Below are 24183 nucleotides of genomic sequence, written 5' to 3'. Positions count from 1 at the left end.
GCCACGACGCTGGATCGCAACGCCGGACGAGCTCGCCCGGCTCGCGGCGGGACTCCTCACCGGCGGGGCGTGATCGTTCTCCGTCGTCGGGGGCGCGGGGCCATTGCGCGCAACGCCGCGTCCGCGCGAGGCTGGTTGCGGAGCAACCCAGCAAGGGAGGACCGCCCGTGAGCACACATGAGGTGTTCAACCAGCCGCCGCCGCTGGAGGGCTACGATCTCTTCGGAACGGACGCGCCGCTGGTGGAGGCAGTGCGGCGCGAGGGCGCGGACTGGGGCGTGGAGGACCTGAGCGCCTATGGCCGGACCCTCGGCGCGCCGGAAACCCTTGCGCTGGGCGCCCTCGCCAACCGTGACACGCCACGCCTTCATGGCTTCGATCGCTTCGGCCACCGGGTGGACTGGGTCGAATTCCATCCAGCCTATCATGAACTGATGGCGCTGCAGGTCGGGCAGGGGATCCACGCCTCACCCTGGGCGGACCCGCGGCCGGGCGGTCATGTCCATCGCGCTGCCGGCCTCTATCTGAGCGGCCAGGTGGAGGCGGGCTCCAGCTGTCCGATCTCCATGACCTATGCGGCCGCCCCGGTGCTGGCCGCCGGTCCCGAGGAACTGCGCCACTGGCTGCCGAAGATCTTCTCGCGAACCTATGACCCCGCCCATCGTCCGGTCGGCGAGAAGGCGGGCGCGCTGATCGGCATGGGCATGACGGAGAAGCAGGGCGGCTCCGACGTCCGCGCCAACACGACCGCCGCCCAGCCGCTGGCGGCGCCTGGTCCCGGCCGGCCCTACCGCGTCGCCGGCCACAAGTGGTTCATGTCGGCGCCGATGTGCGATGCGTTCCTGATCCTTGCGCAGGCGCCGGGCGGCCTCTCCTGCTTCTTCCTGCCCCGCTGGACGCCGGACGGACAGCTGAACGGCCTGCGGTTCCAGCGGCTGAAGGACAAGCTGGGCAATCGCTCGAACGCCTCCAGCGAGGTCGAGTTCGACGACGCGACCGGCTGGCTCGTGGGCGAGGAGGGGCGAGGCGTCGCCACGATCATCGAGATGGTCGGCTACACGCGGCTGGACAATGTCGTGGGCTCGGCGGGCGTGCAGCGCCAAGCCCTCGTGCAAGCCTTGCATCACGCCCGCCATCGCACGGCCTTCCAGCGGCGGCTCGTCGACCAGCCCCTGATGACGGCGGTGCTTGCCGACCTGGCGCTGGAGGTGGAGGCGGCGACGGCGCTGGCGTTCCGGCTGGCGCGGGCCTTCGACGGCGAGGATCCGCGGGAGGTCCTTCTGCGGCGGCTGGTGACCCCGGCGGCCAAGTTCTGGGTCTGCAAGCGCGGCCCGGTGGTGGCGGCCGAAGCGCTCGAGGTGCTCGGCGGCAACGGATACATCGAGGACAGCGGCCTGCCGCGCCTCTACCGCGAGCTGCCGGTCTATTCGATCTGGGAAGGCTCGGGGAACATCATGTGCCTCGACACCCTGCGGGCCCTGCATCGCGAGCCGGAAGTCCTCGACGCCCTGGTGGCAGAGATCGACCTGGCGCAGGGCTTCGACCCCAGGCTCGACGCGTTTGCTGCGCGGACCCTGGACGCCGCGCGTGGGGTCAAGGGCGAGGCGGGGCTGCGCCGGCTGTGCCGCGACCTCGTCGTGACCGTCCAGGCGGGCCTCCTGGTGCGCCACGCGCCGGGCTTCGTGGCGGAGGGATTCCTGGCCAGCCGCCTTACCGATTCCGGCGGGGCATTCGGCCTGCTGCCGGACGGCCTCGATCTCCACGCCATCGTCGATCGCGCCTCGCCAAACGCCTGACCGGCTGCAACGCAGGCAGGCCAGGCGAACGGGTCAGGCGGTGAGGGGTTTTCGCATGGTGAGCATGGGCGCGTAGCTCAGCGCGAAGCCGCCGAACGCCAGCGCCCAGAGCGCAGCGGAGGCGCTCAGCAACAGCGGCTGCTGCGCGGTCGGAAACGCGGCGACGAGGCGCAGGACCGCGGCGGCGTTGATCGCCAGATAGATCGCCACGGTCGCCCGATCCGCCGCGAGCGGGCGGCCGGTGTGTCCCCGGGTGGCCCGGGTCATGACCGCCAGTGTCATCACGCCGATGGCGCCCGCGGTGATCGCATGCACGCCCGCGGTCCGGGGGACGATCTCAAGCAGGCGCGATGCGCCGAGCAGCAGCAGGCCCACGCCCAGCCAGCCGTAGCCGGCGTGGAGGATCCACACGAGCGGCTCGCGGGCGGCGGCCCACCCGCGCCAGCGGGCCAGCCGGACGAGGTTTGCCGCCCCGGCGGTGGTCAGCAGGACGCCCGTGACCGGGCTGTCGGGCAACGCCGCCCAGGCCAGCCCGCTGGCCCCGGTCAAGGCGAGCGCGACCTGGTCCACCCGCGAGAAGGTGGCAGGCTCGGGGGCGAGGCGGCGGGCTTTCATCCAGTTGCGGGTGAAGCTGGGCGTGATGCGACCGCCGATCAGGGCCAGCAGCATGGCGATGGCCGCCAGGGCGAGGCGCTCGCCCACGCCGGTGCGCCACACCGCGGCGTCCACGTGGAAAGCCACGTTCGCAAGGGCGAAGACGGTCACCAGTCCGCAGACCGGCAGGTTGCGCCAGTTGCGGCCCTCCAGAACCTCACGCCAGATCACGCCGGCGAAAACGAGGAGGAACAGGGAGTCGACCACGGCGGCCGCCGGGCCAAGCCAGAACTCGCCGAGCATGGCCAGGCGCCCCGCGAACCAGAGGCCGACGAGGCCGGCCAGCGGCGCGCCGATCACGGGCATCCGTCCAGTCCAGTTGGGGACGGCGGTGGTCAGGAAGCCGGCGACGATGGCGCCGAGGACCCCGAACAGCATCTCGTGCACATGCCAGTCGCGGTGGGCTATGGGAGCCGCCCCGCCGAGGAAGCTCCAGACCCAGATCGGCACGGAAAGCGCCGCCCAGGCGGCGCCGAACAGGAAGAACGGGCGGAAGCCGAAGCTGAAGAGGGCGGGTCCGGCGTAGGCGCGGCGCGCAGCGGCGGTAGACATGGCCCAACCCCTACACCTGCGCCCACGTGCGCGCCTTGATGCGGGTCAAGCGACGGGATGGATTGGGAAACTCCCGCTGTCGCAGTCGGCCCCAGGCGTCAAGCCGACGCTTGACCGCCGGCAAATGGATCGGCTGCCGGCGGCCCTAGGCTGCGGTCTCCAATCAAGGAGGCCGACATGTCGGTGAAGTCCAAACCAACCCTTCTCCCGCTGGCGCTCGGCGCCATCGTGCTGGCGCTGGGCGCGCCGGCGTCGGCGCAGAACATCGCCGAGGTCGCCGTCAGTCCCCGCGCGCCGACCCATATGGTCATCAGCGTCGCCGGCAAGGCGCCTGCGACGGTCCGCGGAGAGGTCCATGTGGCGGCGCGAACGGTGTGCCGGAACGCGGTCCGGAACAGCGAACTCGACTTCCAGGACGTGCGCTGGTGCAATCGGAAGAGCGAAGCGAAGGCGATGGCGCGCTATGCGGTCATGCTGGCCGGCGCCCAGCAAACCGCCGGCGCGACCGGGACGATCGTGCTCAGCCTGCGCTGAACAGCGTCGCATCGTTCGATCCTATTTTCGCATGCAGAGGGGGTGCGGTAGAAGGTCCAGATCGGGCGACGCGGGTCGTGAAACGTCGTAGAGGCGGCGCGATCCGCTCGTCGGGCCTGTTGAGTTCTAAGCGCACGTCATTGAAAACACGACACCATCTGCTCTGCCTCGCCCCCATGATGGACTGGACATATAGATCAACAATTACAGATACTTAAGACTGATTGTGAACAAGAATTGCACACGGGCGTTCGCGTAGAATTTCGGGTTCGTTCGCACATTTGGTCGGCTCCGGGATGATCCGGTCCTGTAGGAGATCGCGGTGATCACCCCGCCGAAGCCACACCACGGGATGGGGCACCATCCGCCCACGCGGTCCGGGAATCGGCCGCAACGACGTCCTGACGTCGTGGGGTCGCCAAGACGCGAAGAAAAATCTCAGTGGAGCGTGCCACGCTTCTGCTGCGTCTTAGGAGCTCACCCGTGCGCCGTAATTCCGCGGCGCTTCCGCAGGTCGCAACTAAGAGGGCATCTAGCCGGGGAGTTCTCGCCGGCGGGCAGCCCTCTCTCGCGATGAAGAGTCGGGATATGCCCGCACGTAGTTCACAGCCGTCTCAACCTGATCATGCGTGAGCGCCGGGTATGCCTGCAAAACGCCGTCTAGGCCGCGCGTCTGCATCAGGGAGTCAATAGCGTCTACTCGCGCATTGGTGTCCCTAAGGCACCACGTCCCATCGCGGTTCACTACGGAAGATCGAAGATCGGAAAAGTACTTTACGAGATGTCGATCAGCGGGGCGCTTGAACACTTCCCTGCATCGGCCAGTGAAAGATTTCACGTCTTGATCTAGATCGGAAATTCTCTCGGCAGTATTCTGGAAGTCGTTTGCGGTATACCTGATCATCTTATCGCCTCGCGGCCCCCTCAGAACTAAGTCGTGAGGATGAGACAGACTGGTCGCCCAACGGCCGTGGACTATCGCGTTGCGCTCGCGACTCCGACGGCGGATGTTTGCGGCTAAGGTCTCGAACTCGGCCGCCAGTTCATCACCCGCCCTTGCCCGCAACTTCGCAGTGATCATCGACAAGCGAGCTCGCAGGCTCTCGACAGAGTCGATCACGATCATATGGCTCTCATCGATCGTCACCGACGTGGCGCCGTCGAGATCGCCCTCCCCTGGCCAATGAACGACGTCCGCGTTCGCAAAGACGTACAGTTCGGACAGAGTAGCCTCGAAGTTGGACCACTGAGCCGCGACCAAGCCGATGCCGGCCAGGCACTCTGGCCTTTCGGCGAGCACCTTCAATCCCCAGCTGCAGGTCTTTGCGTTGGTTGGCTGCGGCATCTAAGGCCAAGATAAGGGCCGCGCCACCTTCAGGGCAACCGAGATGGCCGGTCGCGACTGTCAAGCAATCCTGCCAGTCAGCATGCCCTCGTGAGATCAGGATGAATCGCGCTGAAGATGGCGACGAAGCCCGGCGCCACAGGCTTCAGGACCTCAAGCAGCTGCGCAACGGTGTTCGGTTCGCGCTTGAGGCGCGAGGCCTGCGCGATCAGCGCGGCGCGCATGCGGTCGGGATGCTCGACGATGAGCTCTGTGAGGAATTCGTCCGGCGACATGGCCTTGATGCCGTCCGGAAGCTGCCGAAAGTCCTTGAGGTTGCTGGTGACGATGACGCCTGCCCCGGCCTCGGCCGCGCACGCGGCGACATGACGATCCTTCGGGTGGTTGGGCATCTCGTCGATGCGATCCTCGTAGCCCTCGACGAACGCGTCCTCGAAATGCTCCCTCAGCGCGGCGCGCATGCGATCTGCGCTTTCCGGCGTGGAGCGCTTGTCTGACACCAGGTTGCCGATGGCCTCGTCGAGGATCCTCTCACTCCAAAGCGGCCGGAAGCAGCCCTCGACCGCTGCCGACAGCAGTGTGTCGCGTAGCGGCAGCGGGTAGATCACATCGGCGTCGAGGACGGCTTCGATCATTGGGGGCGTGGCGCCTTCAGCTTGCGGCGCGGCTTCTGAGCAGGCGACTTGGAGCGCAACAACGCACGGGCACGAGGCATGTCCTCGTCGTCTTCCGTCTCGTCGGTTGAGCGCGCCCGCTTCGCGACCTTCTGCTGACGCTTCAGCTCCGCCTTGATGTCCCCGCAGTCGATCTCCTGGGCACGCTCGATGAGCGCGTTGTACGTCGAGGCCTGGATGCCCGCGGCCTTCTCTTTCAGCTCGGGATCGCCCTGGGGGGATATCTTCGCTTCGTAGAGGCGCATGATGCGGATGTGCGGGTTGGGCAGGAAGGCGAGGCCTAGGGCCTGGAGTCCGCTGGGGGCCACCTCGACGAAGCCAAGGTCGACCAGGCGTTTCAGACGATCCTGGAAGGTGCGCACCCCGCGCTGGCCGCTGAAGCCTGCCGCGAACGCCAGGTCCGACATCCGCCCGAGCTTCACGAACGCGTTGTCCCAGGTCCAGCACCACAGGGCGAGATAGGTGCTGGAGAGGGGCTGGCCCTTCGACAGCTCGTCCAGGATGCGGCAGACGTAGGGCATGGTCTTGGGGACGGTCGCGAAGCCCGAGAAGCGGCTGCGGTCCCACAGCCGCACGTCGGCGTCCTCGAAGAGGCTGTCGCGGAGCTCGATGTCGCGATCCCGGATCGCCTTGCCTCTGGTGGTGCTCGCCATGCGCTTGTTCCCGTCGAATTTGAACGCAATCCTAAGAGATCAGGCCAGTAATCCCAACAACTTAGATGCGCACTCAAGGGTCGCTAATCGACCGTTTATGGCCGTATCGTGCGGCGAGTTGGACCTGCTTCGGTTGTCTCAAGGGCATGAGTTGGCTCATATTGCGCGTCGTGATCGACTAACCATATGAGTCGTATGGTGAAATCAGGTAGGTATATGTACTCCGGGTGATCGGGTGCTGCGGTGCTCCACCTGTCCTCCTGTGCTGGTTGGGGGATGGAGGAAGGGGGTAAGCCGCGGTTGCGTTTGTAGCGTTTAATCCGCAAGTGAGGTCATGGCCAGTCGTCAAGTCGTCCGTCGCGATACGTCTGAACGTCCGGTCCCGGCCGCGGCGCTGACCGCGGCTGACCGGGAATCGGCGTTGAAGCTCATCTCCCTGATCATGGCACCGGGGTCGGGACGCAAGGGCCTGAGGCTCGCGCGAGCGGACGGCGAGGCCGTGGAGCTTTCGGCGAAGTTCGTGACGGTCCTTGAAGTCGCGGCCGGCATGGTCGCCAGCGGCGCCGGCGTGGCAGTCCTGGCAGCAGACCGCGATCTGACGAGCCAGGAAGCTGCCGACATCCTGGGCGTCTCGCGGCAGTACATGGTCAGGCTCCTCGACCGGGGCGACATTCCTTCCTCAAAGGTAGGGGCGCATCGGCGTGTGAAGGCGGCTGACCTCGCGGAGTACCGGGCGCGTCGGGACCAGGGACGACGGCGCGCGTTGGATATCCTGACGGCGGACGCGGAGGCCGATGGCGGTTACGACGCGCCAGTTACGCCTCGGCCCCGTCGAGCGGCAGCGGGTCGCTAGTCGACCACGCCTTCCGGTACTGCGCGGCGATGGGCGTCGCGCGCGACGCTCAGTCGTCATCGCAACTGCGGAGTTGCACCTTGTCGTAGTTCCGCTCCTGCCACGCCTGCAGGACGCGCGGCAGGATGGCAGGAGTGCGCGTCCACTTGGGATCACCCGCAGTGGCGATCGCGTCTATGGCGACGCGTTCGAAGGTCTTCTCCAGCACCAGTTCCGATGACGCTGCCCCCTTCAGGTTTGCCGCGCGCACCCGCACCGACACGACCGTAGCGGCTTCGATCCGGCTATCGAGCAGTATGACACCGTCGAAGGACCACTCAGCCTCGCTCGCGAAGGCGCCGCAGGCGGCCTTGAACCGGCGTGTCTCCTCCGGCTCCTCCAACCACTGGAACTGGTGACGGCCGACGAACGCCGGTGCGAGCCTGCCAAGGTATGGCGTGATCGGATCCAGCGGGTTGCGCGGTGTCGGCGCGATCAGTCCCTTCGGGGAAACAAAGACGAGGTTCTCGTTCAGCCAGCCGTCTGTGATCGCAACCTCGATGGTCAGGTCCTCGGCTTGCACGGAGCCCGCGTTGCGCACCCGGATACCGATTGGCCGTTGGTTGAACATCACCTCCGCTTGCGACGGCAACTCGGAGGCAAACCGTGGAAGCGTCGTGTCGACGTAGCGTCGCCATCTGTCATTGAACCCGTAGTCTCTGAGTGGATCGATGACAGCGCCATCGCGGCCGTTGTCGGGCTTGGGGTTCGGCTGGATCAGGCTCCGTAGCCAAGTCGTCCGGCCAATTGCGTCCAGAGGTTCCACCTGCAGCAGCGACACAGGGCGCTCGCTCTCGACCTCAATGGAGATGTCGAATTCAGGCTGCGTGCCTCCAGGACGCTGAGGCGTCCTTTGAGGCGCTGGACTTCCTTCTCCATGGGGCTCGGCTCTGGCGGTCGAAGCCAGTGCTCCCCCACGTGGTGCACGCGCAGGCCGTGATCCCTGGCAAGGCCGAGGGGATTCACGTCGTGGCTGACGACCACCTTCTCGGCGTTCCCGACGTCCTTCGCATGCAGCACTTCGGCGATGATGCGGTGGTCGGCCTCATCCGGGTCCAGATCATCGTGGTCGGACCAAGGTATGCGGCTGGCCGTCGATCGGGCCAGCGCTACGTGCGGCCCGCTCTCGCGGATGACCACCGGCTGACCGCTCACCACGGCCTCGCCGAGGACCTTGTTGAAAGCCCGCGCCCGGGACGCCAGCCGTCCATCCCGTTTGCGCATGTCCACCTCCTGGGCGACGCGAGCGGTCACTAGGAGCAGGATGGGGCCTTCGGCATCGACCTCGGCCCACGGCAGTTCAGGAAGGTCTCTGCACTCCAGGACGATGTTCGTGTCGAGAAACGCCTTCGTCTTGAACGGATCGGAGGGTTCCATGCTCACGCCCCCGCAGCGGCCCGGAGCAGCTTCCAGTTGGGCCGCAGCGACGTCATCTGCATCGTCCCGCCGCCGATGGGTCGACCCCGGAACACGATGAAGATCGGCGACCACTCGGCGCGCACCTGGCTGCCGTGGGCGGTGGCCCAGGCATCGACACCCTGGATGTTCTCCTCGGCAAGAAACGCAAGCGCCTGCTGGATGAGGCCCTGGACCTCCCGCAGCTTCGCCTTCGCGGTCGTGAGGTTGGCGTAGACCGCGTCCAAGTCCGCGAGCTTCTCGCGATGCGATCCCAGCCAGCGCCGCGCCTTGGACGGCGAGCCGCGGTCGGCCTGACGCAGCCGGAAGATCGCCTCGTCGAGGCGGCGCAGCGGCGTGAAGCTCGCCTTGAGGAAGTTCAGGCCCGACGGGTTGAAGGTTGTCATGACTCGGCTGTCGCTGACGCCCTCTACGACCTCGCGAAGGAAGATGCGTAGCGAGCCGTCGCCGTCTTTCGCCGCCTTGTTCACCGCAAGGCAGAACGCCTTGCCCTGTGTCTTCAGCTGCAGGCTCAGTTCCTGGGCGTGCCGCACGGCCGGCCGAAGCGCCTCGCAGGCGAGGATGTCTGGGTGCACGGTCGGCAGATGCTCATCCAGGTAGTCGTTGACGACGGCCAGCGTGCTGCGGCGCTTGTAGTCAGCGACCGCTTCCGTCCTGCGCTCGTCCCCGCAGTCGTTGCCCACGACCCGCAACACGCCTTCCGCCGGATACCAGGCGAGGGAGCCGCGCTTGAATTTCTTGCGGGTGGCGCAGGCGGCGCACCGGATGAACTCACCGTCCGGCCGCTTGGAGGGGTCGACCACGAACTCGTCGACCACCAGCAGGAACACCGCGTCCTTTGTCGGCGGCGGGTAATGGGCGAGGCCAGGAAAGGTCTCGGGCTCGTTGGTCTGCTTCACGAGGTCGAGGAACGCGGTCCTGCACGCGACCGCGTCGGGGAAGGCCAGGTAGACCTTGGCCGGGGACTGTTGATCAGCGAGCGGCTGACCCAACTCAGAAGCGCTCGTCTTGCTCACTCGAATTCTCCTTTTCCGAACTGCGTGGGCTCCGTTCCCCTCTGAAGCTGCCGCGAATGCAGTGATGGAAACGGAAGGAGAACTGAGTCGCTAGGGTCGGGCTGTGGATAATCGAGGTGAAGTTGTGGAGCGTCCGTGACTTAAGGGGGCGGAGTGTGTGTGCTCGGCGGCTTGAGCTCGGAATTCTACAATTGCTGAAATTGTCTGCTTGGCGGTGCGGCGAAGTCCAAATGAGGTCTAGGGCAGGATAGCCTTGGCGGCAGCGATGGCGGACGCGGACCGCGTAGGGCTACGCCTAACGCCTGGCGCCCAGGTTGGACGATGATCCGGCATGGCTCGCTTCAGCGTCCGCATTCCTGATGAGCTCGCCGCCCGGTTCGACGCCGCTGCGGGCGGGGCTGGCGGACGCTCTGCGTTGGTGCGTCGACTCATCCGGGATGCGGCGCCGGAAAGCGCGAAGGCGGAGAGCGGGCCCCAGCCTGCTGGTCTGCGGGCGATGGTGCGGCTCACTGCGGCGGAAGCTGAGCGTGTCGACATCGAGGCGGCGGTGATGGGGATGCGGCGAGCGACCTGGATCGCGGCGCTGGTACGGCGCCAAGTGCTCGGCAAGCTGACCTTTGCTCGCGCCGATGCCCTGGCGCTGATGGCGATCCGCGGTGAACTCCGGCGGATCGGCGTGAACGTGAACCAGATCGCCCGGGCCATGAACACAGCTGTCCTCGAGGGGCGGGTGCTGGACGCGGAACTGGCCGGGCTCGAAGACCTGCGCCGCGAGTTGCGGGCCCACTTCGTGGCGCTCGGCGAGGCGTTCGAAGGCAATCTCGACTACTGGGCCGCACCGTGAGCGACTTCCGCACGGTTCCCGGCTTCGATGAGGCGTGGCGGCCGCCGGTTGATCTTCGACGCCGGACACCGAAGGCTGTCCTAACCAAGGGCACGCCTAGCCAGGCCCTGGACGTGCGCGCCCGGCTCGCCCGCGTCGCGGGGCGGGCGCCGGAGGTGATGGTCAAGGTGACGGGGCGCACGCGGGATGCGGCGCATCTGCGGGCGCACCTGGAGTACATCTCCCGGAACGGCCAGCTGGAGATGGAGGACCGCGACGGCAATCGCGTTGTGGATCGCGGCGAGGTCCGCGACCTGGCCGACGACTGGGCAGCCGCAGCACTCATGGACGCCCGGCGCCGCGCCAACACGCCCATGAGCCTATCCGTTGTCCTGTCGATGCCGGCGGGGACGGACGCGATCGTGCTTCGCGACGCGGCGCGGCAGTTCGCGGGGGAGGTCTTCGGAGAGCGGTTCGACTACGCCTTCGCCCTGCACACCGACGCCGACCATCCGCACGTGCACATCGCCGTACGTGCGCTGGGAGACGATGGCGCACGGCTGAACCCGAAGAAGGCGGACCTTGAAGCATGGCGCCAGGCCTTCGCGCAGGCGCTCAGGGATCGCGGGATCGCCGCCGAGGCGACGCCACGCCGGGCGAGAGGCGTGACCCTGAAGGCGGAGCGTACGCCGGTGAGGAAGTTGCGAGAGAGGCGGGAGAAGGGCGTGGGTTCTGCGTCTCGTGTCTACGCCGGCGCCGTCCGGGATGCCGCGAACGCCGCATTCCTGGGGGACATGACGGCACGACCCTGGGAACTGGCGACACTGGCGCGGCAGAAGAGGGTGAGGGCGCTCTACCTCGCGCAGGCCCGCATCCTGATGACTTCGCCCTTCGCCAGCGACCAGGCGCTGGGACGCGCGGTGGAAGCGTTCGTGCAGGGGATGCCGGCGCCGGATTCGCAGCGCCTCGCCTTGGCGCGCCAGCTTCGCGCGGCCAACGAGCAGGCCCGGCAGCGGGATCGCGAGCCCGGCCCCGGACGGTCGCGTTAGGGGCTCCCGGCGGGGAGGGGCGTAGGACTGCGCGTTCGGGCTTCCGCGCGGCTGTGGTTTGATAGACGGCCGACCAGGCGGTTTGGGCGCCACGCGCGGAGCAGCCGATGTCCGAGATGACACCTCTTCCCACCCGTTTCCTCCGGACCCGAGAGGCCGGGGATTTCCTCGGCCTTTCGGGGCGGACGCTTGAGAAGCACCGCACGTTCGGGACCGGGCCCACCTTCCGCAAGATCGGGGGCCGCGTCGTCTACGCCGTCAGCGACCTGCAGGCCTGGGCCGATCTCGGCGCGAAATCGTCGACGGCGGATCCTGGCCGAACCCGGCCGGCGCTTCGTCCCTGAGGCGGACAGCTTTGCAGCGGTCGAGCAAATCACCGACTATCGGACGATGAAGACGGACCTCTCCGGCCTGCCCGCTGGCAAGCAGCGCGAGCTCCGCCATCTGGTGGACATCCTCCTAGAGGAGTTCGGCAAGGTGGTGGCGAGCCGAAAGGCGCCGCGCCTGAAGAATGGCCAGGTCCTGAAGATCATCCTGTTCGGCAGCTACGCCCGCGGTGATTGGGTGGAGGATCCGATCGGCCGCTACTTCTCGGACTACGACCTCCTGATCGTCGTCGACCATGACGATCTCGCCGACACGGTCGAGTTCTGGGACACGGCCGAGGCCCGCATCCTGAAGGAGCTGGCCGACGGCGAGATGTTGCGGACGCCCGTGAACTTCATCGTCCATTCGCTGCAGGACGTGAACGACCAACTCCAACGCGGCCGCTACTTCTTTGCCGACATCCTTCGGGACGGCATCCTGCTCCACAACCTGCAGGGGCACCGGTTGGCTATCCCGGCCGAGCTGTCGCCGAGGACGGCGCTAGACGAGGCGACGACGTACTTCGAGGATGGAATGGAGAGCGCGGAGCGCCGCATCGAGCTTGCAGCGTTCGCTATGGAAAAGGGGTACGGCAAGGAGGCGGCGTTCGAACTCCATCAAGCCGCCGAGTGGCTCTACAACACGCTTCTCCTGACGCTGACGCTCTACACGCCCAAGAGCCACAACTTGGTGCGGCTGCGGAATCTGGCTGAGCCCCTCGACGATCGTCTAACCGCTGTCTGGCCGCACGAGGGCAAGTTCGAGAAGCGGAGCTTTGAGCTGCTGCGCGCAGCGTACATCAAGGCGCGTTATTCAAGGCACTACCGGATCACAGCGGAGGAGCTGGCTTGGTTAGGCGCTCGGGTAAACGTCCTCCGCGAAGTGGTAAGTGCGATATGTAGCGAGCGATTGGGCGAGCTGAACCGCCTCGTCGCCGCCGAATAAGGTCGCCCCGCGGAAGGAATGAAGAGCGCCTGACGTAGTTCTATTGGGGAACGGGAGGCGGCTCCGCTGCAGGTTCCTCGCCCGCTCCATTCTGGAAGTTGTCGCGCCAGGTGCGCAGAGCTTCGGCAGCGCTTTCGATAGCTTGTTGGTGTTCCCCAATCTCTTCAACCGGCAATTGCCGCGCGACGAATTGGCCGCCCACGTCCTGAATAGTGACCATGCGGATCGGAGGGGCGACGCCACCTGAGTTCGTGTCGATCACGTGCTGAACAACCCAAGTTGCGAGGAAGACGGCCTCTCGGACGCTGGGCTGGCCGGCCGTGCAAAACGTATCGACAACGAAGCGTATGAAGGGGTCCGCGGACAGCTTGCCGGAGCCCAGCGCCACGTAGAAGTGGTCGGCGTCGAGAAGGCGAGGCTGCATGGCGCCCTCAAACACGCAGCAGGCGGTGGTGCCGTTATGGCGCCACCCGAGCATGGTGTTCACATTGATCGAACCGTTGATTCCGGTTCGTGTGAACTGCTGGATCACGGCCTCCGAAATTGCGACCGCGTAGTCCATAGGGTGATCGAACGTTGGAATGACGTGGGCATTGCTGTCCGCCAACAGCATCACTCGCGCAGCCTGACCTTGATCTCCGGCGAACGCGAACAACTGATCGCCCGCGAGGACATTCACCTTCACGCCGTGGTGGTGGCCTACGTTGAGATTGCCCATGCTGGGCGTGATCATGCTGTCGGCTGCGAGTACGATGCCGTCGGTACACAGGAAGGCTACGACAACCGTCATTAGCGGAAGACGCTATTCACCTTCATGTCCGGGTACTTGGTGTAGATGCTCGATACCAGTTGTTGGAAGCTGAGCTTCTGCACCCACTGTACGACCTGCGCGGCGTAGACCCGCGCATCTTCCGACCAGGTCGCCAGCACTTGGCAGCCAGCTTCGAACCCTGCCGGCGTCAATGCGTAGCGTCGATAGTTGGAACTCCCAGCCGTGTCGACGAGGCCTCCAAACCTTAGAGCGTCAAGCTCGACGTACACGTCGCGGTCGAATGGGCCGTAATCGTACGGCTGAAAATTGAAGTGCGGACCGGCCACGAGGTGCGAAGCTTCGCGGTCGAGCAGGAAGAAGAGCTTCTGCACCTGCACTGGTGAGAAGCTCCGTCCTTCTCCCGCGGCAGCTAGCGCCGCCAGGACCATGTCTGACCGGGCCATTATGCCTCCAGGCAACGCGCTACCACGGCATGAAGCGCGCAAATCAATAACTGGCGTTTAACCGCATTCGATCCCCTCGTACATGTTCGGGCGCCGGTGCGACGGCGACCCACACAAGAGAGGCCCCGCGGGCCAACCAGCCAAAAAACATAGAACAAATAGGCAACAAAGGCAAGCTTTGCAGCGCTGGACGACGGTTCCAGCGCTGCGCATTGTCTGGCTTAAGCGCGCCGACGGGCCGCAAGTTCGTGGAGGGCTTCGGGCCGAAGGTGCGTGTACCGGCGGAGCATCTTCCAGTCCTTATGGCCGGTGACGAGTGACACCTGCTCGATCGCAAACCCGGCTTCGAACAGCCGGCTGGTGCCCTCGTGGCGGAGATCGTGAAAGTGGAGGTCTTGGATCGCGAGGTCCTGGCAGGCGCGCGTGAATGCGCTGCCGGCGGACCTGTGTAGGTAGGGGAAGATGCGGGTGTCGGCGTTGCTACGGAGAGCACGCTGCTCTTCGATCAATGCGAGGGCGTCGAACCCCGACACCGACAGGAGGGGGATGCGCTGGTCGTTGCCGGCTTTTGTCCGGGGGTCTTTCCGATCCCGGATGGTCAGCATCCTGGTGCGCTCGTTGTAGTCCTCCCAGGTGACGCGGCAGATTTCCTCCTGCCGCATGGCCGTCGCGACCGCGAACTTCACGATCCGGCTCATCGGGATCAGCTGGCGCGGGTTGGCGTCGAAATGGGTGATGAGGCGTTCCAGCTCTTCGTCCGTCGGGCGGCGATCACGCTCGCGGCTCTTGCCGACCAGGCCGAGCCGCTTCAACGCGACCCGGGCCAGGTCGATCGGTTCGACAGTGACCGGTAGGCCGTGCACGGCTGCAGCGTGGGCGAACACCAGCTTGATGGCGCCGATGTCCATGGAGAGCGTGACCGGGCCCGCACCCTGCGCCGCTCGGGCGCGGGCGAACTTCACCAGCCGTTCGCGGTCCAGGTCGCCCATGCCTATGGCGCCAAGCTCGCGCTTGAGCATCTGCAGCGTCGCGTCCTTGGACCGACCCGGCGCCTTGCCGACGTCCTTCATGTCATCGATGTGGAGGTCGATCAGGTCACTGACGGTCTTGAGGCGCGCGATCCGGGAGTTCGTGGGGGTCTGGCCGCGGTCGACCTGACGCTCGGCCTCCAGGGCCCAACGACGCGCATCCTCGCGCCGGAGGAAGGTCTCGCTTACATAGCGTCCCTTGCGACGGACCTGGACACGCCAGGAGCCGGAGCTGAGCTTGGTGAAAGAGGCCATTTCCGTGTGCGCTCCGTGTGCACTGAGCCGTCGAAACGGTGCGAAGCCGGTCGTGCGATAGCGTAGAAGAGCGCAGACGCGGCGGCCGTTAGGTGTTGAATAGTAAGAGAAAAGTGGTGATTTTTCAACCGCATAGATTATCCGTTGCACCTATGATGGACTGGACGGACCGGCACTGTCGGGTCCTGCATCGGCTGCTGACGCGCGAAAGCCTGCTCTATACCGAGATGCTGACGACGGGGGCCGTGCTGCACGGCGATCGGGCGCGGCTGCTGGCGTTCAGCGAGGTGGAGCATCCGGTGGCGCTGCAGCTGGGTGGCTCCGAGCCGGCGGACCTGGCGCAGGCCGCGCGGATCGGCGAGGCTGAAGGCTATGACGAGATCAACCTGAACGTCGGCTGCCCGTCGGACCGGGTGCAGTCCGGGCGCTTCGGGGCGTGCCTGATGCGCGAGCCAGAACTGGTCGCCGACTGCATGGCGGCCATGGCGGCGGCGGTGAAGGTTCCGGTGACGGTGAAGTGCCGGATCGGCGTCGACGACCAGGATCCGGAGGAGAGCCTCTTCGGCCTGGTGGACCTGTGCGCCCGAGCCGGCGTCTCGACCTTCGTCGTCCATGCCCGCAAGGCGTGGCTCAAGGGCCTGTCGCCGAAGGAGAACCGGGACGTCCCGCCGCTGGACTATCCCCTGGTCTGGCGTCTGAAGCGCGAGCGGCCTGACCTGACCATCGTCATCAACGGCGGCATCGGCTCGCTCGACGAGGCCGAAGTGCATCTGGAACATGTGGACGGCGTGATGCTGGGGCGTGCGGCCTACCATACGCCGGCGATCCTGGCGGACGCGGACCGGCGGTTCTTCGGCGCCGACGCGGCGATCGACCCGTTCGCCGCCGTCGAGGCGTACAAGGCCTATGTCGCGTCCGAACTCGCGGCCGGGACGCACCTGGCGGCGATGACGCGGCACATGCTGGGCCTGTTCCACGGCCAGCCGGGCGCGCGCGCCTGGCGGCGCATTCTCACGGTGGAAGGTGTGAAGGCCGGCGCCGGGCTGGAGGTGATCGACCGGGCGCTGGCGGCGGTCTCAGGGCTCGAAGCGCAGCGTGTTCCGCGTGGCCTCGAAGCGGGTGAGGCGGCCTAGGTAGCTCATCCCCAGCAGCGACACGTCCAGGCCGTCGGAGACCACCAGAGCCTGCACGTTCTCGAGCTTCGCTCCGTTGATCGAGATGGAGGCCAGGGTCACGGCGGCGGCGCGGGCCTGGCCGCCGGCGGTGGTGACGTTATGGCCGTACTTCAGGTCGCTGGGGCGGATGCCCAGCTTCTCGGCGTCTTCCTGGGTCAGGGCGACGGCCGTGGCGCCGGTGTCGACCAGGAAGCGGACCTGTTGCTGCTCACCTTGCTGGCCGCTGACCTGGGCGTCGGCCCAGAAATGGCCATCGGCCGCCTTGGCCACCGCGCCGGAGCCCGGCTTTGGCGGGCCGGAGGCGAAGCCCTCGGCCTCCAGCCGCGCGATGCGGAGAGGCTGCGGGTCGATGGCGGTGACGGCGCAGGCGCTCATCAGCGCCGACACGCCCGCCACCATGGCGAGTTTGCCGAAGGAAGACACCCGTTCACACCCGTAGAAGCGGCCGTTCTGGCCTGTCTCGTTGGGGCGAAAGCTACTTCCGGTTGGGTTTTCATCGGGTGAATGCGCAAGGTTTCCGATTTCTCAACCAGCGCCCCGTCGGGTCAGAACATGGCCAGCTTTTCGGGCCGGATCAGGCTGCGCCGTTCGGGCAGTTCGGCCAGGATCGCCTCCCGCTCCGCTTCGGAGAGTCGGGCCCACGCGGCCACCTCGTTCAGCCGCCGGTAGCAGCCCAGGCACAGGCCGCTTTCGCCGTCGACGACGCAGACCTTGATACAGGGGGTCTTGATAGGGGCAGGAGGGCCCGTCCTGTCCGGAGAAACCGTCATCACGGGATAGCGTAGGTCACGTTCGCCTGCGCCGCCAGCCGCTCGGGCGTCTCGGTCCAGATGCGGACGTCGCAGACGGCCAGGCGGCGGCCCAGCCGCAGCATTTCAGCCTCCGCATGGATGTCGCCGGGCTGGGCGCCGCGCAGGAAGCTGATGTTGAGCTGTGACGTCACCGCCATCAGCTGGTCGCCGACGTGCGCCAGGACCAGGGCGTAGGCGGCCGTGTCGGCGAGGGACATGAGGGTGGGGCCGGAGATCACGCCACCGGGACGCAGGAGGCCGTCGCGATAGGGCGACACCACCTGCACCCGTCCGGGCGACACCTCGGTCACCTGTGGGAAGCCGGCCGGCGGCGCGTCGGGGAAGGCGCGGCGGAGGAGGGCGTTGACGCCTTCGGCGCTCAGTTTGGGATCCAGCTTGGCCATAAGGTCTTGTGCCGCGTCCGACGGCTTCATTACAAGATGTTTATGCGCGAGCGTAACATCGGCGTATCATGACCAAATATTAATCGCACAATACTCAACATTGCGTCTTGTTCATTTGAGCTGGAGGCAGCGTGTAGGCAGCATTGGTGCAGGTTCTGAGGGAGAAGTTCTCATGAAAACTGCAATTATCGCCATGGCCGTCACGATGTTCGCCGCCGGCGCCGCTTCGGCCGCCAGCAAGGTCACCGACGTCGACTACCTGAAGGCCAACCGCTGCAAGGGTCTCGCCACCAGCATCGAAGGCGTGGTCGATCCTGCCGCCCTCAACAGCTTCATCAAGGCCGAGCGCGGCGCGCGCGCCTCGTACATCGTCAACCGCGGCGACGAGGAATTCCAACGCGCCCGCCGTGAAGCGAAGAGCTCCGACCGCAGGGAGCGCCTGACCACCGAGCTCACCACCGCTTGCCAGGCCTATGTTGGCCCGAGCACGAACGTCGCCAAACAATAGGTCCCCAGCCCAACTCTAGGCCTCCCAGCCAGCGCGCCAGTCCCCCTGGCGCGCTTCTTTTTTGCGCGAGATGCGCGTTCCTTGCCCGGAACCGGAGCTAGGCCATAAGCTTTGAGCCTGGGCGGCCGCGCGGACCGCGGCGAGGTATCGATGAGCGTGTTCATCCCCGGCGAGACCTGCTGGCGGACCGAAGAGTCCGGGCGGGCCGCCTTCCTGATCGACACCGAGGCCTATTTCACCGCGCTCTACGAGGCCATGCAGAAGGCGCGCCGCTCGATCCTCATCCTGGGATGGGGTTTCGATCCGCGCACACGCCTCTTCCCCGACGGCTACGACGGCCCGAACGACCCTGACGAGGTCGGCCACGTCCTGCTGCGCCTGGCTGAGGAACGGCCGGATCTCGACATCCGGTTGCTGATCTGGAAGTCGGCGCTGCCGATCAGCGCGAGCCAGGAGTTCTTCCCCCACAAGGCGCGCAAGTGGTTCCGCGGCACGCGGGTGAAGTTCCACCTGGACGACCAGGTGCCGTTCGGCGCCTGCCACCATCAGAAGGTGGTGGTGATCGACGACCGGCTGGCCTTTTGCGGCGGCGGCGACATCGGGGTGGATCGCTGGGACACGCCGGGGCACCTCGAGGATGACCAGCGCCGCATCAAGCCCGACCAGGAGTGTCACGCGCCGCGGCACGAGGTGATGATGATGGTGGACGGCGCGGCGGCGCGGGCCCTGGGGGATCATTTCCGCGACCGCTGGCTCTTGGGGACGAAGGAAACGATCGCACCGCCGGAGGACGCCGGCGGCGATCCCTGGCCCGACCACGTGCCGCCGCACCTGATCCATGCCCAGGTGGCGATCCAGCGGACGACGCCGGCCTGGCGCGGGCGGGCCTGCGTGCAGGAAATCCGCGATCTGACGCTCGCCTGCATCGCGGAGGCGCGCGAGACCATCTACCTGGAGAACCAGTATTTCACGTCGCCGGTGGTGACGGAGGCCTTGGCCCAGCGGCTGGCCGAGCCCAACGGTCCGGAAGTGGTGCTGATCACCACCGGCGCATCGCCAAGCTGGTTCGACCAGGCGACCATGGACCGGACGCGCGGCGCCATGGTCTGGCGGCTGCGTTCGGCCGACATCTTCGGGCGGTTCCGCGCGCTCTTTCCCCGGACCTCGGGCGGCTCGAAAATCATCGTCCATTCCAAGACCAGCGTGTTCGACGACCGCATCGTCCGCGTCGGTTCGGCCAACCTCAACAATCGCTCGTTCGGCTTCGACACCGAGATCGAGCTGGGCGTGCAGTGCGAAGGCGAGGACGCTCGCCGCCACGTGGGCGCCTTCCGCGACCGGCTCGTTGGCCACTTCCTGGGCTACACGGGTGATGCGGTGGCCAAGGCGCGGATCGAGCGGGGCAGCCTGGTCAGGGCCATCGACGACCTCAATCGCGACGACCGGTTGCAGCGGATCGATCCCCGGCGACACGGGCCGTTCGAGGAATTCATCACGGCCTACCACGTGGGAGACCCGGCGGACGTCGGCGACTCCTGGCGCCTGGGACGTCGGCGCGAGCGGCTGTTCGCCCAGGCCCGCGCCCTGCGCCGGCGCTAGGTCAGGTCGAAGTCCATCACCAGCGGCAGGTGGTCGGAGGCCACCCGGGTCAGGGGGTCGAAGGGGGCGCTCACCTCGTGCACCTCGATGCCGGGGCTCACGAACAGGTGGTCGATGCGCAGCACCGGCAACGGCGAGGGGAAGGTCGAGGTCGGCTGCTTGCGCGCCGCCAGCCGCCGGGCCGGCTGCAGCCGCTGGGTGAGGGTGCGGTAGACGATCGAGCTGGTCGTGGCGTTGAAGTCCCCCAGCAGGATGCAGGGCGAGTGGCACTTGGGATGCTCCAGCCAGGCCGGTCCCGCGAGGTGGGCCGCCTGGATCTGCTGCTCGCGCGGCACGAGGCCCAGGTGGGTGTTGATGATCTGGAGGGGTCGGCCCTCGATTTCGACCTCGACCCAGAGCGCGCCACGCGGTTCGAGCGCGCGCATCCGCGGGTATCCGGGGAGGGGCCCCACCTTCACCAGCCGCTCGGGCAGCGAGGTCAGGATCGCGTCGCCGTACAGCTCTTCCTCCACCCGGAAGGCGGGGTGGAAGTGGCACGCCATCTCCAGCCGCTCGGCGATCTCGTGCGCCTGGTCCACGTGCCCCGTGCGCCGGCGACCGACGTCCAGCTCCTGCAGGGCGACGATGTCGGGATTGAGGGCGGCCAGCACGGCGGCGACGCGGGCGACGTCGAGGCGTCGGTCGTTCCCGACGCAGCGGTGCACGTTGTAGGTGACGATACGGGGCATGCGGAAAAGGGTCTGGCGGCTCCGTGGGGCGAACGCAAGGCGGCTTGGCTGTTGGCGCGGGTCTTGCTTTAACGCTTAGGTAACCAAAGCGTAGGGACCGAAATGCTCCAAATGATCGCACTGGCCGCCGCGGCCATTTCCTCCGCTTCCGCGATCACGGCGGCTCCGGCCCCTGACCTGACCTCGGTGAACTGGGTGGCCACGCCCACCGGCCAGGACATCGCCAACGTCTATCCCCCCACCGCGGTTCAGGCCGGCAAGAGCGGTGCGGTGCTGCTGGAGTGCAAGGTCGCCACCCAGGGCTCGCTCGAGGGCTGCAACGTCGAGATCGAGGATCCCGTCGGCCTGGAGTTCGGGATCGCCGCGCTGGAACTGGCGCCCCTGTTCAGGATGTCGGCCACCGCCCCGGACGGCTCTGCCGTCGCCGGCCGCACGATCCGCATCCCGATCATGTTCTCGATCATCCAGGGGGACTGACCTCCGGTAGCGGATCGACCGGTATCAATCCTAAGCTTCGCTTTAGGATCGGGGGGCTGGATGCTCTTGCTACTGCTGGCCAGCCTGGCGCTGGGCGCAGAGACCACCTCGTCTGACGTCGCGCGCAAGGCTCAGCTTTCGCCCGCTGACGTGGAATGGGTTCGACGGCCGAACGGTCAGGACATCAATCAGTACTATCCGCTGGCGGCAGCAGAGCGGGAACTGCAGGGCCGCGCCGTGATCGATTGCACCGTCACGGAGACCGGTACGCTGAGCGGTTGCAGAGTTGTCGAGGAGTTTCCGACGGGTGTTGGCTTTGGTGACGCCGCTCTTAAGATGTCGGCGCGATACGAGTTGGCATTGACGACGCGTCGCGGCGCCCCTGTAGCAGGTAACGGCTTGCGGCTTCCCCTGCGCTTCTCATTGCCAGGCCGATGGGATCAACTGTCAGCCATGTATGCTTGCTACGGGGTGACCGCCGTCGCGGCCGAAAATGACCCTGCTGACGCGCTTGCGGGGCGGGCGTTTGGATTCTTTGCCGCTCAAGCCGGCATGTTGGTCGCCCGCGGAAAAGGCACGCCTATGGCTTTTGAAGCTGGACTTCAGGAGGGGCGTGTAAACGCATCGGGGGCGACATCGGGCACCTCGTCCGGCCCGACGCTCAAGGCCTGCCTCGCAATCGCTAATGCAAACCTGAAGTGAACGCTTACGTTGACGTTAGCGTCATCTTTTCTCCTGACGAGGCCGCGCGTATAGGGTCGGGCCAAACCGATACGGCGTAAGCCGCGCCAGGAGGATGGTCCCGATGAACCTCGACTTCACCCCCGAAGAGAACGCCTTCCGCGACGAGGTCCGGGCCTTCATCAAAGAGAATTATCCGGCCGAACTGCGCAAGGCGCAGGACGAGCACCGGCCGCTGACCAAGGACGAGTACCTGCTCTGGCACAAGGTGCTGGCCAAGAAGGGTTGGGTCGCGCCGGGCTGGCCGAAGGAGCTGGGCGGCACGGGCTGGACGCCCACGCAGAAGTACATCTGGTCGGAAGAGACCGCGCGCGCCGACTGCCTGCCGATCCTGCCGTTCGGCATGTCGATGCTGGCGCCGGTGATCTACACGTTCGGCACCGACGAGCAGAAGAAGAAGTTCCTGCCCGACATCTACAACGGCAACGTCTGGTGGTGTCAGGGGTATTCCGAGCCGGGCGCCGGTTCGGACCTCGCCAGCCTCAAGACGAAGGCCGAGCGGATTACGGCCGACGACGGCAAGGAATACTACATCGTCAACGGCCAGAAGACGTGGACGACGCTGGGCCAGTACGCCGACTGGGGCTTTTTCCTGGTGCGCACCGACCCAGACGCCAAGCCGCAGTCGGGCATCTCGTTCCTGCTGATCGACATGAAGACGCCCGGCATCACCGTGCGCCCGATCATCACGCTGGAAGGCGGCCACGAGGTCAACGACGTCTTCCTCGACAATGTGAAGGTGCCGGTCGAGAACCGGATCTTCCACGAGAACCAGGGCTGGACCTGCGCCAAGGCGCTGCTGGCGCACGAGCGCTCGGGCATCGCCGGCGTGGCGCGCTCCAAGCGCAACCTGGAAAAGCTGCGGACCATCGCCAATACCGAGCGCTCGGACACCGGCTCGGCGCTGCTCTCGGACGCCTTCTTCCGCCGCAAGGTGGCGGAGCTGGAGATCGACCTGACGGCGCTGGAGTTCACCGAGCTGCGGACGCTGGCCGGCGAGAGCAGCGGCAAGGGTCCCGGCCCGGAAAGCTCGATCCTCAAGATCAAGGGCACCGAGATCCAGCAGCGCCTGCAGGAGCTGGCGCTGGAGGCGGTGGGCCACTACGGCGCGCCGTTCCTGCGCGACCTGTCGGGCTCGAACGCCACCGTGGGCCCGGACTACGCCCGCGGCCTGGCCGGCGAGATGTTCAACGGCCGCAAGACCTCGATCTACGGCGGCTCGAACGAGATCCAGCGCAACATCATCGCCAAGATGGTGCTGGGGCTCTGACTTTCCCGCATAGCGTGGCTGACAGCCGGCCGTGGCCGGGCTATTCGGTCAGCTGACGAACAACTGTTTGATCCAACCTCTCCCCGGGTAAGGGGAGGGGAACCATTAGCGGAGCCGCCAGGATGGATTTCTCCTTCACCGAAGAACAGTCGATGCTGCGGGACACCGTGGCGGCCTACCTGGCGGACCACTACGACTTCGACAAGCGCCGGGCCGTGGTCTCCAAGGAGCCGGGCTGGCGGCCGGAGGTGTGGAAGGCCTTCGCCGAGGAACTGGGGATTCTCGGCGCGCCGTTCTCGGAGGAGCTGGGCGGCCTGGGCGGCGGCGCCATCGAGAACATGGTCGTGATGGAGGAGTTCGGTAAGGCGCTGGTCGTCGAGCCCTACCTCGGCACAGTGGTGATCGGCGGCGGCTTCCTGAAGCACTCGGGCCATGCCGGCGCGGCCGACCTGATCGGCGGGATCATCGAGGGCAAGACGATCTTCGCCTTCGCCCAGGCCGAGCCGCAGAGCCGCTACAACCTGGCCTCCGTCGCCACCACGGCCAAGAAGGACGGCGCGGGCTGGACCCTGAACGGCCACAAGGCCGTGGTGATCGGCGCGCCGTTCGCCACCCACTTCATCGTCACCGCCCGCACCGCCGGTGGCGAGCGCGACGCCCAGGGCATCTCGGTCTTCCTCGTGGAGAAGGGCGCCAAGGGCGTCACCACCCGCGACTACCCCACCGTCGACGGCTTCCGCGCCTCGGAAGTGTACTTCGAGAATGTCTCGCTGGGCGCCGACGCCCTGATCGGGCCGGCCGACCAGGGTCTGCCGCTGGTGGAGAAGGTGGTGGACGAAGCGATCGCCGCCACCTGCGCCGAGGCGTGTGGCGTGCTGCGCAAGCTGCACGAAGGCACGCTGGAGTACACCAAGCAGCGCAAGCAGTTCGGCCAGCCCATCTCCAGCTTCCAGGTGCTGCAGCACCGGATGGTGGACATGTTCATCAACGTCGAGCAGGCCGTGTCGATGACCTACATGGCCAACATCAAGGTCGTGGACGACGCCGAGCGCGCCAAGGCCGTCTCGGCCGCCAAGGTGCAGATCGGCAAGGCCTGCAAGTTCGTGGGCCAGAACGCGATCCAGCTGCACGGCGGCATGGGCATGACCGACGAGATGGCCATCGGTCACTACTTCAAGCGCGCCACCATGATCGAGAGCGCCTTCGGCTCGGTGGACCACCACCTGGCCCGCTACGAGTTCCTGTCGCTGGGCAAGGCCGCCTAGCTGGGCAAGGAG

General features: G+C 66.6%; 28 protein-coding genes. 14 read left to right on the top strand and 14 right to left on the bottom strand.

Annotated elements, in window-relative coordinates; all coding sequences use genetic code 11:
• The first annotated feature begins 167 nt into the window (after positions 1-167).
• A complete protein-coding gene (locus A2790_RS00930; RefSeq protein ID WP_293386831.1) occupies positions 168-1796 on the top strand; it encodes an isovaleryl-CoA dehydrogenase in 1629 nt (542 codons plus the stop codon).
• Between the two features lie 33 nt (positions 1797-1829).
• Here the strand turns inward: A2790_RS00930 and A2790_RS00925 are convergent, their stop codons facing one another.
• Entirely contained in the window at positions 1830-3002 is a 1173-nt protein-coding gene (locus tag A2790_RS00925; RefSeq protein ID WP_293386830.1) for an NnrS family protein, read from the bottom strand.
• A 177-nt stretch (positions 3003-3179) separates the two neighbouring features.
• Between A2790_RS00925 and A2790_RS00920 the strand changes: the two genes are divergently transcribed.
• A complete protein-coding gene (locus A2790_RS00920; protein WP_293386829.1) occupies positions 3180-3536 on the top strand; it encodes a hypothetical protein in 357 nt (118 codons plus the stop codon).
• 532 nt (positions 3537-4068) lie between these two features.
• Here the strand turns inward: A2790_RS00920 and A2790_RS00915 are convergent.
• From A2790_RS00915 to A2790_RS00905, 3 genes are all read right to left on the bottom strand, one after another.
• Positions 4069-4842: a hypothetical protein gene (locus tag A2790_RS00915; protein WP_293386828.1), complete on the bottom strand. Its 774-nt coding sequence runs from the start codon at positions 4840-4842 to the stop codon at positions 4069-4071.
• A 116-nt stretch (positions 4843-4958) separates the two neighbouring features.
• Positions 4959-5516 carry a PIN domain-containing protein gene (locus A2790_RS00910; protein WP_293386827.1) on the bottom strand — a complete coding sequence of 186 codons (558 nt, stop codon included), beginning with the start codon at positions 5514-5516 and terminating at the stop codon, positions 4959-4961.
• Entirely contained in the window at positions 5513-6208 is a 696-nt protein-coding gene (locus tag A2790_RS00905; protein WP_293386826.1) for a hypothetical protein, read from the bottom strand. The genes A2790_RS00910 and A2790_RS00905 overlap by 4 nt, the downstream gene beginning before the upstream one ends.
• A gap of 421 nt (positions 6209-6629) precedes the next feature.
• Here A2790_RS00905 and A2790_RS00900 point away from each other — a divergent pair, with 421 nt between their 5' ends.
• Complete coding sequence (locus tag A2790_RS00900; protein WP_293386825.1) at positions 6630-7061, top strand: helix-turn-helix domain-containing protein; 432 nt, start codon at positions 6630-6632, stop codon at positions 7059-7061.
• A 49-nt stretch (positions 7062-7110) separates the two neighbouring features.
• Here the strand turns inward: A2790_RS00900 and A2790_RS00895 are convergent, their stop codons facing one another.
• The 3 genes from A2790_RS00895 to A2790_RS00885 are packed head-to-tail and all read right to left on the bottom strand — an operon-like array spanning position 7111 to position 9532.
• On the bottom strand, positions 7111-7881 hold the full coding sequence (locus A2790_RS00895; RefSeq protein ID WP_293386824.1) for a hypothetical protein: 771 nt from the start codon (positions 7879-7881) through the stop codon (positions 7111-7113).
• Positions 7818-8477 (bottom strand): PIN domain-containing protein, encoded by a 660-nt coding sequence (locus tag A2790_RS00890; protein ID WP_293386823.1) that lies wholly within the window; start codon positions 8475-8477, stop codon positions 7818-7820. The genes A2790_RS00895 and A2790_RS00890 overlap by 64 nt, the downstream gene beginning before the upstream one ends.
• A gap of 2 nt (positions 8478-8479) precedes the next feature.
• Positions 8480-9532 (bottom strand): hypothetical protein, encoded by a 1053-nt coding sequence (locus A2790_RS00885; protein ID WP_293386822.1) that lies wholly within the window; start codon positions 9530-9532, stop codon positions 8480-8482.
• A gap of 331 nt (positions 9533-9863) precedes the next feature.
• On the opposite strand from A2790_RS00885, the gene mobC reads away from it, so the two are divergent.
• From mobC to A2790_RS00865, 4 genes are all read left to right on the top strand, one after another.
• On the top strand, positions 9864-10376 hold the full coding sequence (mobC, locus tag A2790_RS00880) for a plasmid mobilization relaxosome protein MobC (RefSeq protein WP_293386821.1): 513 nt from the start codon (positions 9864-9866) through the stop codon (positions 10374-10376).
• Complete coding sequence (locus A2790_RS00875) at positions 10373-11404, top strand: relaxase/mobilization nuclease domain-containing protein (protein WP_293386820.1); 1032 nt, start codon at positions 10373-10375, stop codon at positions 11402-11404. Before mobC ends, A2790_RS00875 begins: the two co-directional genes overlap by 4 nt.
• A 107-nt stretch (positions 11405-11511) precedes the next feature.
• The gene (locus tag A2790_RS00870) at positions 11512-11748 is read left to right on the top strand and encodes a DNA-binding protein (protein ID WP_293386819.1); all 237 of its coding nucleotides are present in this window, start codon (positions 11512-11514) and stop codon (positions 11746-11748) included.
• Between the two features lie 46 nt (positions 11749-11794).
• On the top strand, positions 11795-12715 hold the full coding sequence (locus A2790_RS00865) for a HEPN domain-containing protein (protein WP_293386818.1): 921 nt from the start codon (positions 11795-11797) through the stop codon (positions 12713-12715).
• A gap of 40 nt (positions 12716-12755) precedes the next feature.
• On the opposite strand, the gene A2790_RS00860 is transcribed toward A2790_RS00865, so the two are convergent.
• The 3 genes from A2790_RS00860 to A2790_RS00850 form a co-directional block, all read right to left on the bottom strand.
• Positions 12756-13448 carry a hypothetical protein gene (locus tag A2790_RS00860; protein WP_293386817.1) on the bottom strand — a complete coding sequence of 231 codons (693 nt, stop codon included), beginning with the start codon at positions 13446-13448 and terminating at the stop codon, positions 12756-12758.
• A gap of 56 nt (positions 13449-13504) precedes the next feature.
• Positions 13505-13930 (bottom strand): hypothetical protein, encoded by a 426-nt coding sequence (locus tag A2790_RS00855; protein ID WP_293386816.1) that lies wholly within the window; start codon positions 13928-13930, stop codon positions 13505-13507.
• A 221-nt stretch (positions 13931-14151) separates the two neighbouring features.
• A complete protein-coding gene (locus A2790_RS00850; RefSeq protein ID WP_293386815.1) occupies positions 14152-15363 on the bottom strand; it encodes a site-specific integrase in 1212 nt (403 codons plus the stop codon).
• Between the two features lie 2 nt (positions 15364-15365).
• Here A2790_RS00850 and dusA point away from each other — a divergent pair, with 2 nt between their 5' ends.
• A complete protein-coding gene (gene dusA, locus A2790_RS00845; RefSeq protein WP_293386814.1) occupies positions 15366-16346 on the top strand; it encodes a tRNA dihydrouridine(20/20a) synthase DusA in 981 nt (326 codons plus the stop codon).
• On the opposite strand, the gene A2790_RS00840 is transcribed toward dusA, so the two are convergent.
• The 3 genes from A2790_RS00840 to A2790_RS00830 form a co-directional block, all read right to left on the bottom strand.
• The gene (locus tag A2790_RS00840; protein WP_293386813.1) at positions 16290-16811 is read right to left on the bottom strand and encodes a TIGR02281 family clan AA aspartic protease; all 522 of its coding nucleotides are present in this window, start codon (positions 16809-16811) and stop codon (positions 16290-16292) included. The genes dusA and A2790_RS00840 overlap by 57 nt on opposite strands.
• Before the next feature lie 122 nt (positions 16812-16933).
• A complete protein-coding gene (locus A2790_RS00835) occupies positions 16934-17158 on the bottom strand; it encodes a DUF1289 domain-containing protein (RefSeq protein WP_293386812.1) in 225 nt (74 codons plus the stop codon).
• Positions 17158-17613, bottom strand: a complete 456-nt coding sequence (locus A2790_RS00830; protein ID WP_293386811.1) for a PaaI family thioesterase — start codon at positions 17611-17613, stop codon at positions 17158-17160. The genes A2790_RS00835 and A2790_RS00830 overlap by 1 nt, the downstream gene beginning before the upstream one ends.
• A gap of 142 nt (positions 17614-17755) precedes the next feature.
• Here A2790_RS00830 and A2790_RS00825 point away from each other — a divergent pair, with 142 nt between their 5' ends.
• Both A2790_RS00825 and A2790_RS00820 read left to right on the top strand, forming a co-directional pair.
• Positions 17756-18091 (top strand): hypothetical protein, encoded by a 336-nt coding sequence (locus A2790_RS00825; RefSeq protein ID WP_293386810.1) that lies wholly within the window; start codon positions 17756-17758, stop codon positions 18089-18091.
• Positions 18092-18241: 150 nt separating this feature from the next.
• Positions 18242-19690 carry a phospholipase D-like domain-containing protein gene (locus A2790_RS00820; RefSeq protein WP_293386809.1) on the top strand — a complete coding sequence of 483 codons (1449 nt, stop codon included), beginning with the start codon at positions 18242-18244 and terminating at the stop codon, positions 19688-19690.
• On the opposite strand, the gene A2790_RS00815 is transcribed toward A2790_RS00820, so the two are convergent.
• The gene (locus tag A2790_RS00815; protein ID WP_293386808.1) at positions 19687-20418 is read right to left on the bottom strand and encodes an endonuclease/exonuclease/phosphatase family protein; all 732 of its coding nucleotides are present in this window, start codon (positions 20416-20418) and stop codon (positions 19687-19689) included. The two genes, A2790_RS00820 and A2790_RS00815, sit on opposite strands and share 4 nt — an antisense overlap.
• 111 nt (positions 20419-20529) lie before the next feature.
• Here A2790_RS00815 and A2790_RS00810 point away from each other — a divergent pair, with 111 nt between their 5' ends.
• The 4 genes from A2790_RS00810 to A2790_RS00795 all read left to right on the top strand — a co-directional run bounded on the left by A2790_RS00810 (position 20530) and on the right by A2790_RS00795 (position 24171).
• Positions 20530-20895: a TonB family protein gene (locus tag A2790_RS00810; RefSeq protein ID WP_293386807.1), complete on the top strand. Its 366-nt coding sequence runs from the start codon at positions 20530-20532 to the stop codon at positions 20893-20895.
• A 60-nt stretch (positions 20896-20955) separates the two neighbouring features.
• On the top strand, positions 20956-21597 hold the full coding sequence (locus A2790_RS00805; RefSeq protein ID WP_293386806.1) for a TonB family protein: 642 nt from the start codon (positions 20956-20958) through the stop codon (positions 21595-21597).
• 103 nt (positions 21598-21700) lie between these two features.
• Complete coding sequence (locus tag A2790_RS00800) at positions 21701-22906, top strand: acyl-CoA dehydrogenase family protein (RefSeq protein WP_068877010.1); 1206 nt, start codon at positions 21701-21703, stop codon at positions 22904-22906.
• Positions 22907-23028: 122 nt separating this feature from the next.
• A complete protein-coding gene (locus A2790_RS00795; RefSeq protein WP_293386805.1) occupies positions 23029-24171 on the top strand; it encodes an acyl-CoA dehydrogenase family protein in 1143 nt (380 codons plus the stop codon).
• Positions 24172-24183: the final 12 nt, after the last annotated feature.

The sequence above is a fragment of the Phenylobacterium sp. RIFCSPHIGHO2_01_FULL_69_31 genome, assembly GCF_001824475.1.
In the GTDB taxonomy this organism is placed as follows: Bacteria; Pseudomonadota; Alphaproteobacteria; order Caulobacterales; family Caulobacteraceae; genus Phenylobacterium.
This window is presented reverse-complemented; position numbering and strand designations above follow the sequence as displayed.

Coding starts and splice junctions, on each gene's coding strand:
- A2790_RS00925 (WP_293386830.1), bottom strand. CDS start 3,002: ATGTCTACCGCCGCTGCGCGCCGCGCCTACGCCGGACCCGCCCTCTTC.
- A2790_RS00920 (WP_293386829.1), top strand. CDS start 3,180: ATGTCGGTGAAGTCCAAACCAACCCTTCTCCCGCTGGCGCTCGGCGCC.
- A2790_RS00910 (WP_293386827.1), bottom strand. CDS start 5,516: ATGATCGAAGCCGTCCTCGACGCCGATGTGATCTACCCGCTGCCGCTA.
- A2790_RS00905 (WP_293386826.1), bottom strand. CDS start 6,208: ATGGCGAGCACCACCAGAGGCAAGGCGATCCGGGATCGCGACATCGAG.
- A2790_RS00890 (WP_293386823.1), bottom strand. CDS start 8,477: ATGGAACCCTCCGATCCGTTCAAGACGAAGGCGTTTCTCGACACGAAC.
- mobC (WP_293386821.1), top strand. CDS start 9,864: ATGGCTCGCTTCAGCGTCCGCATTCCTGATGAGCTCGCCGCCCGGTTC.
- A2790_RS00870 (WP_293386819.1), top strand. CDS start 11,512: ATGTCCGAGATGACACCTCTTCCCACCCGTTTCCTCCGGACCCGAGAG.
- A2790_RS00865 (WP_293386818.1), top strand. CDS start 11,795: ATGAAGACGGACCTCTCCGGCCTGCCCGCTGGCAAGCAGCGCGAGCTC.
- A2790_RS00860 (WP_293386817.1), bottom strand. CDS start 13,448: ATGATCACGCCCAGCATGGGCAATCTCAACGTAGGCCACCACCACGGC.
- A2790_RS00855 (WP_293386816.1), bottom strand. CDS start 13,930: ATGGCCCGGTCAGACATGGTCCTGGCGGCGCTAGCTGCCGCGGGAGAA.
- dusA (WP_293386814.1), top strand. CDS start 15,366: ATGATGGACTGGACGGACCGGCACTGTCGGGTCCTGCATCGGCTGCTG.
- A2790_RS00835 (WP_293386812.1), bottom strand. CDS start 17,158: ATGACGGTTTCTCCGGACAGGACGGGCCCTCCTGCCCCTATCAAGACC.
- A2790_RS00830 (WP_293386811.1), bottom strand. CDS start 17,613: ATGAAGCCGTCGGACGCGGCACAAGACCTTATGGCCAAGCTGGATCCC.
- A2790_RS00825 (WP_293386810.1), top strand. CDS start 17,756: ATGAAAACTGCAATTATCGCCATGGCCGTCACGATGTTCGCCGCCGGC.
- A2790_RS00820 (WP_293386809.1), top strand. CDS start 18,242: ATGAGCGTGTTCATCCCCGGCGAGACCTGCTGGCGGACCGAAGAGTCC.
- A2790_RS00815 (WP_293386808.1), bottom strand. CDS start 20,418: ATGCCCCGTATCGTCACCTACAACGTGCACCGCTGCGTCGGGAACGAC.
- A2790_RS00810 (WP_293386807.1), top strand. CDS start 20,530: ATGATCGCACTGGCCGCCGCGGCCATTTCCTCCGCTTCCGCGATCACG.
- A2790_RS00805 (WP_293386806.1), top strand. CDS start 20,956: ATGCTCTTGCTACTGCTGGCCAGCCTGGCGCTGGGCGCAGAGACCACC.
- A2790_RS00800 (WP_068877010.1), top strand. CDS start 21,701: ATGAACCTCGACTTCACCCCCGAAGAGAACGCCTTCCGCGACGAGGTC.
- A2790_RS00795 (WP_293386805.1), top strand. CDS start 23,029: ATGGATTTCTCCTTCACCGAAGAACAGTCGATGCTGCGGGACACCGTG.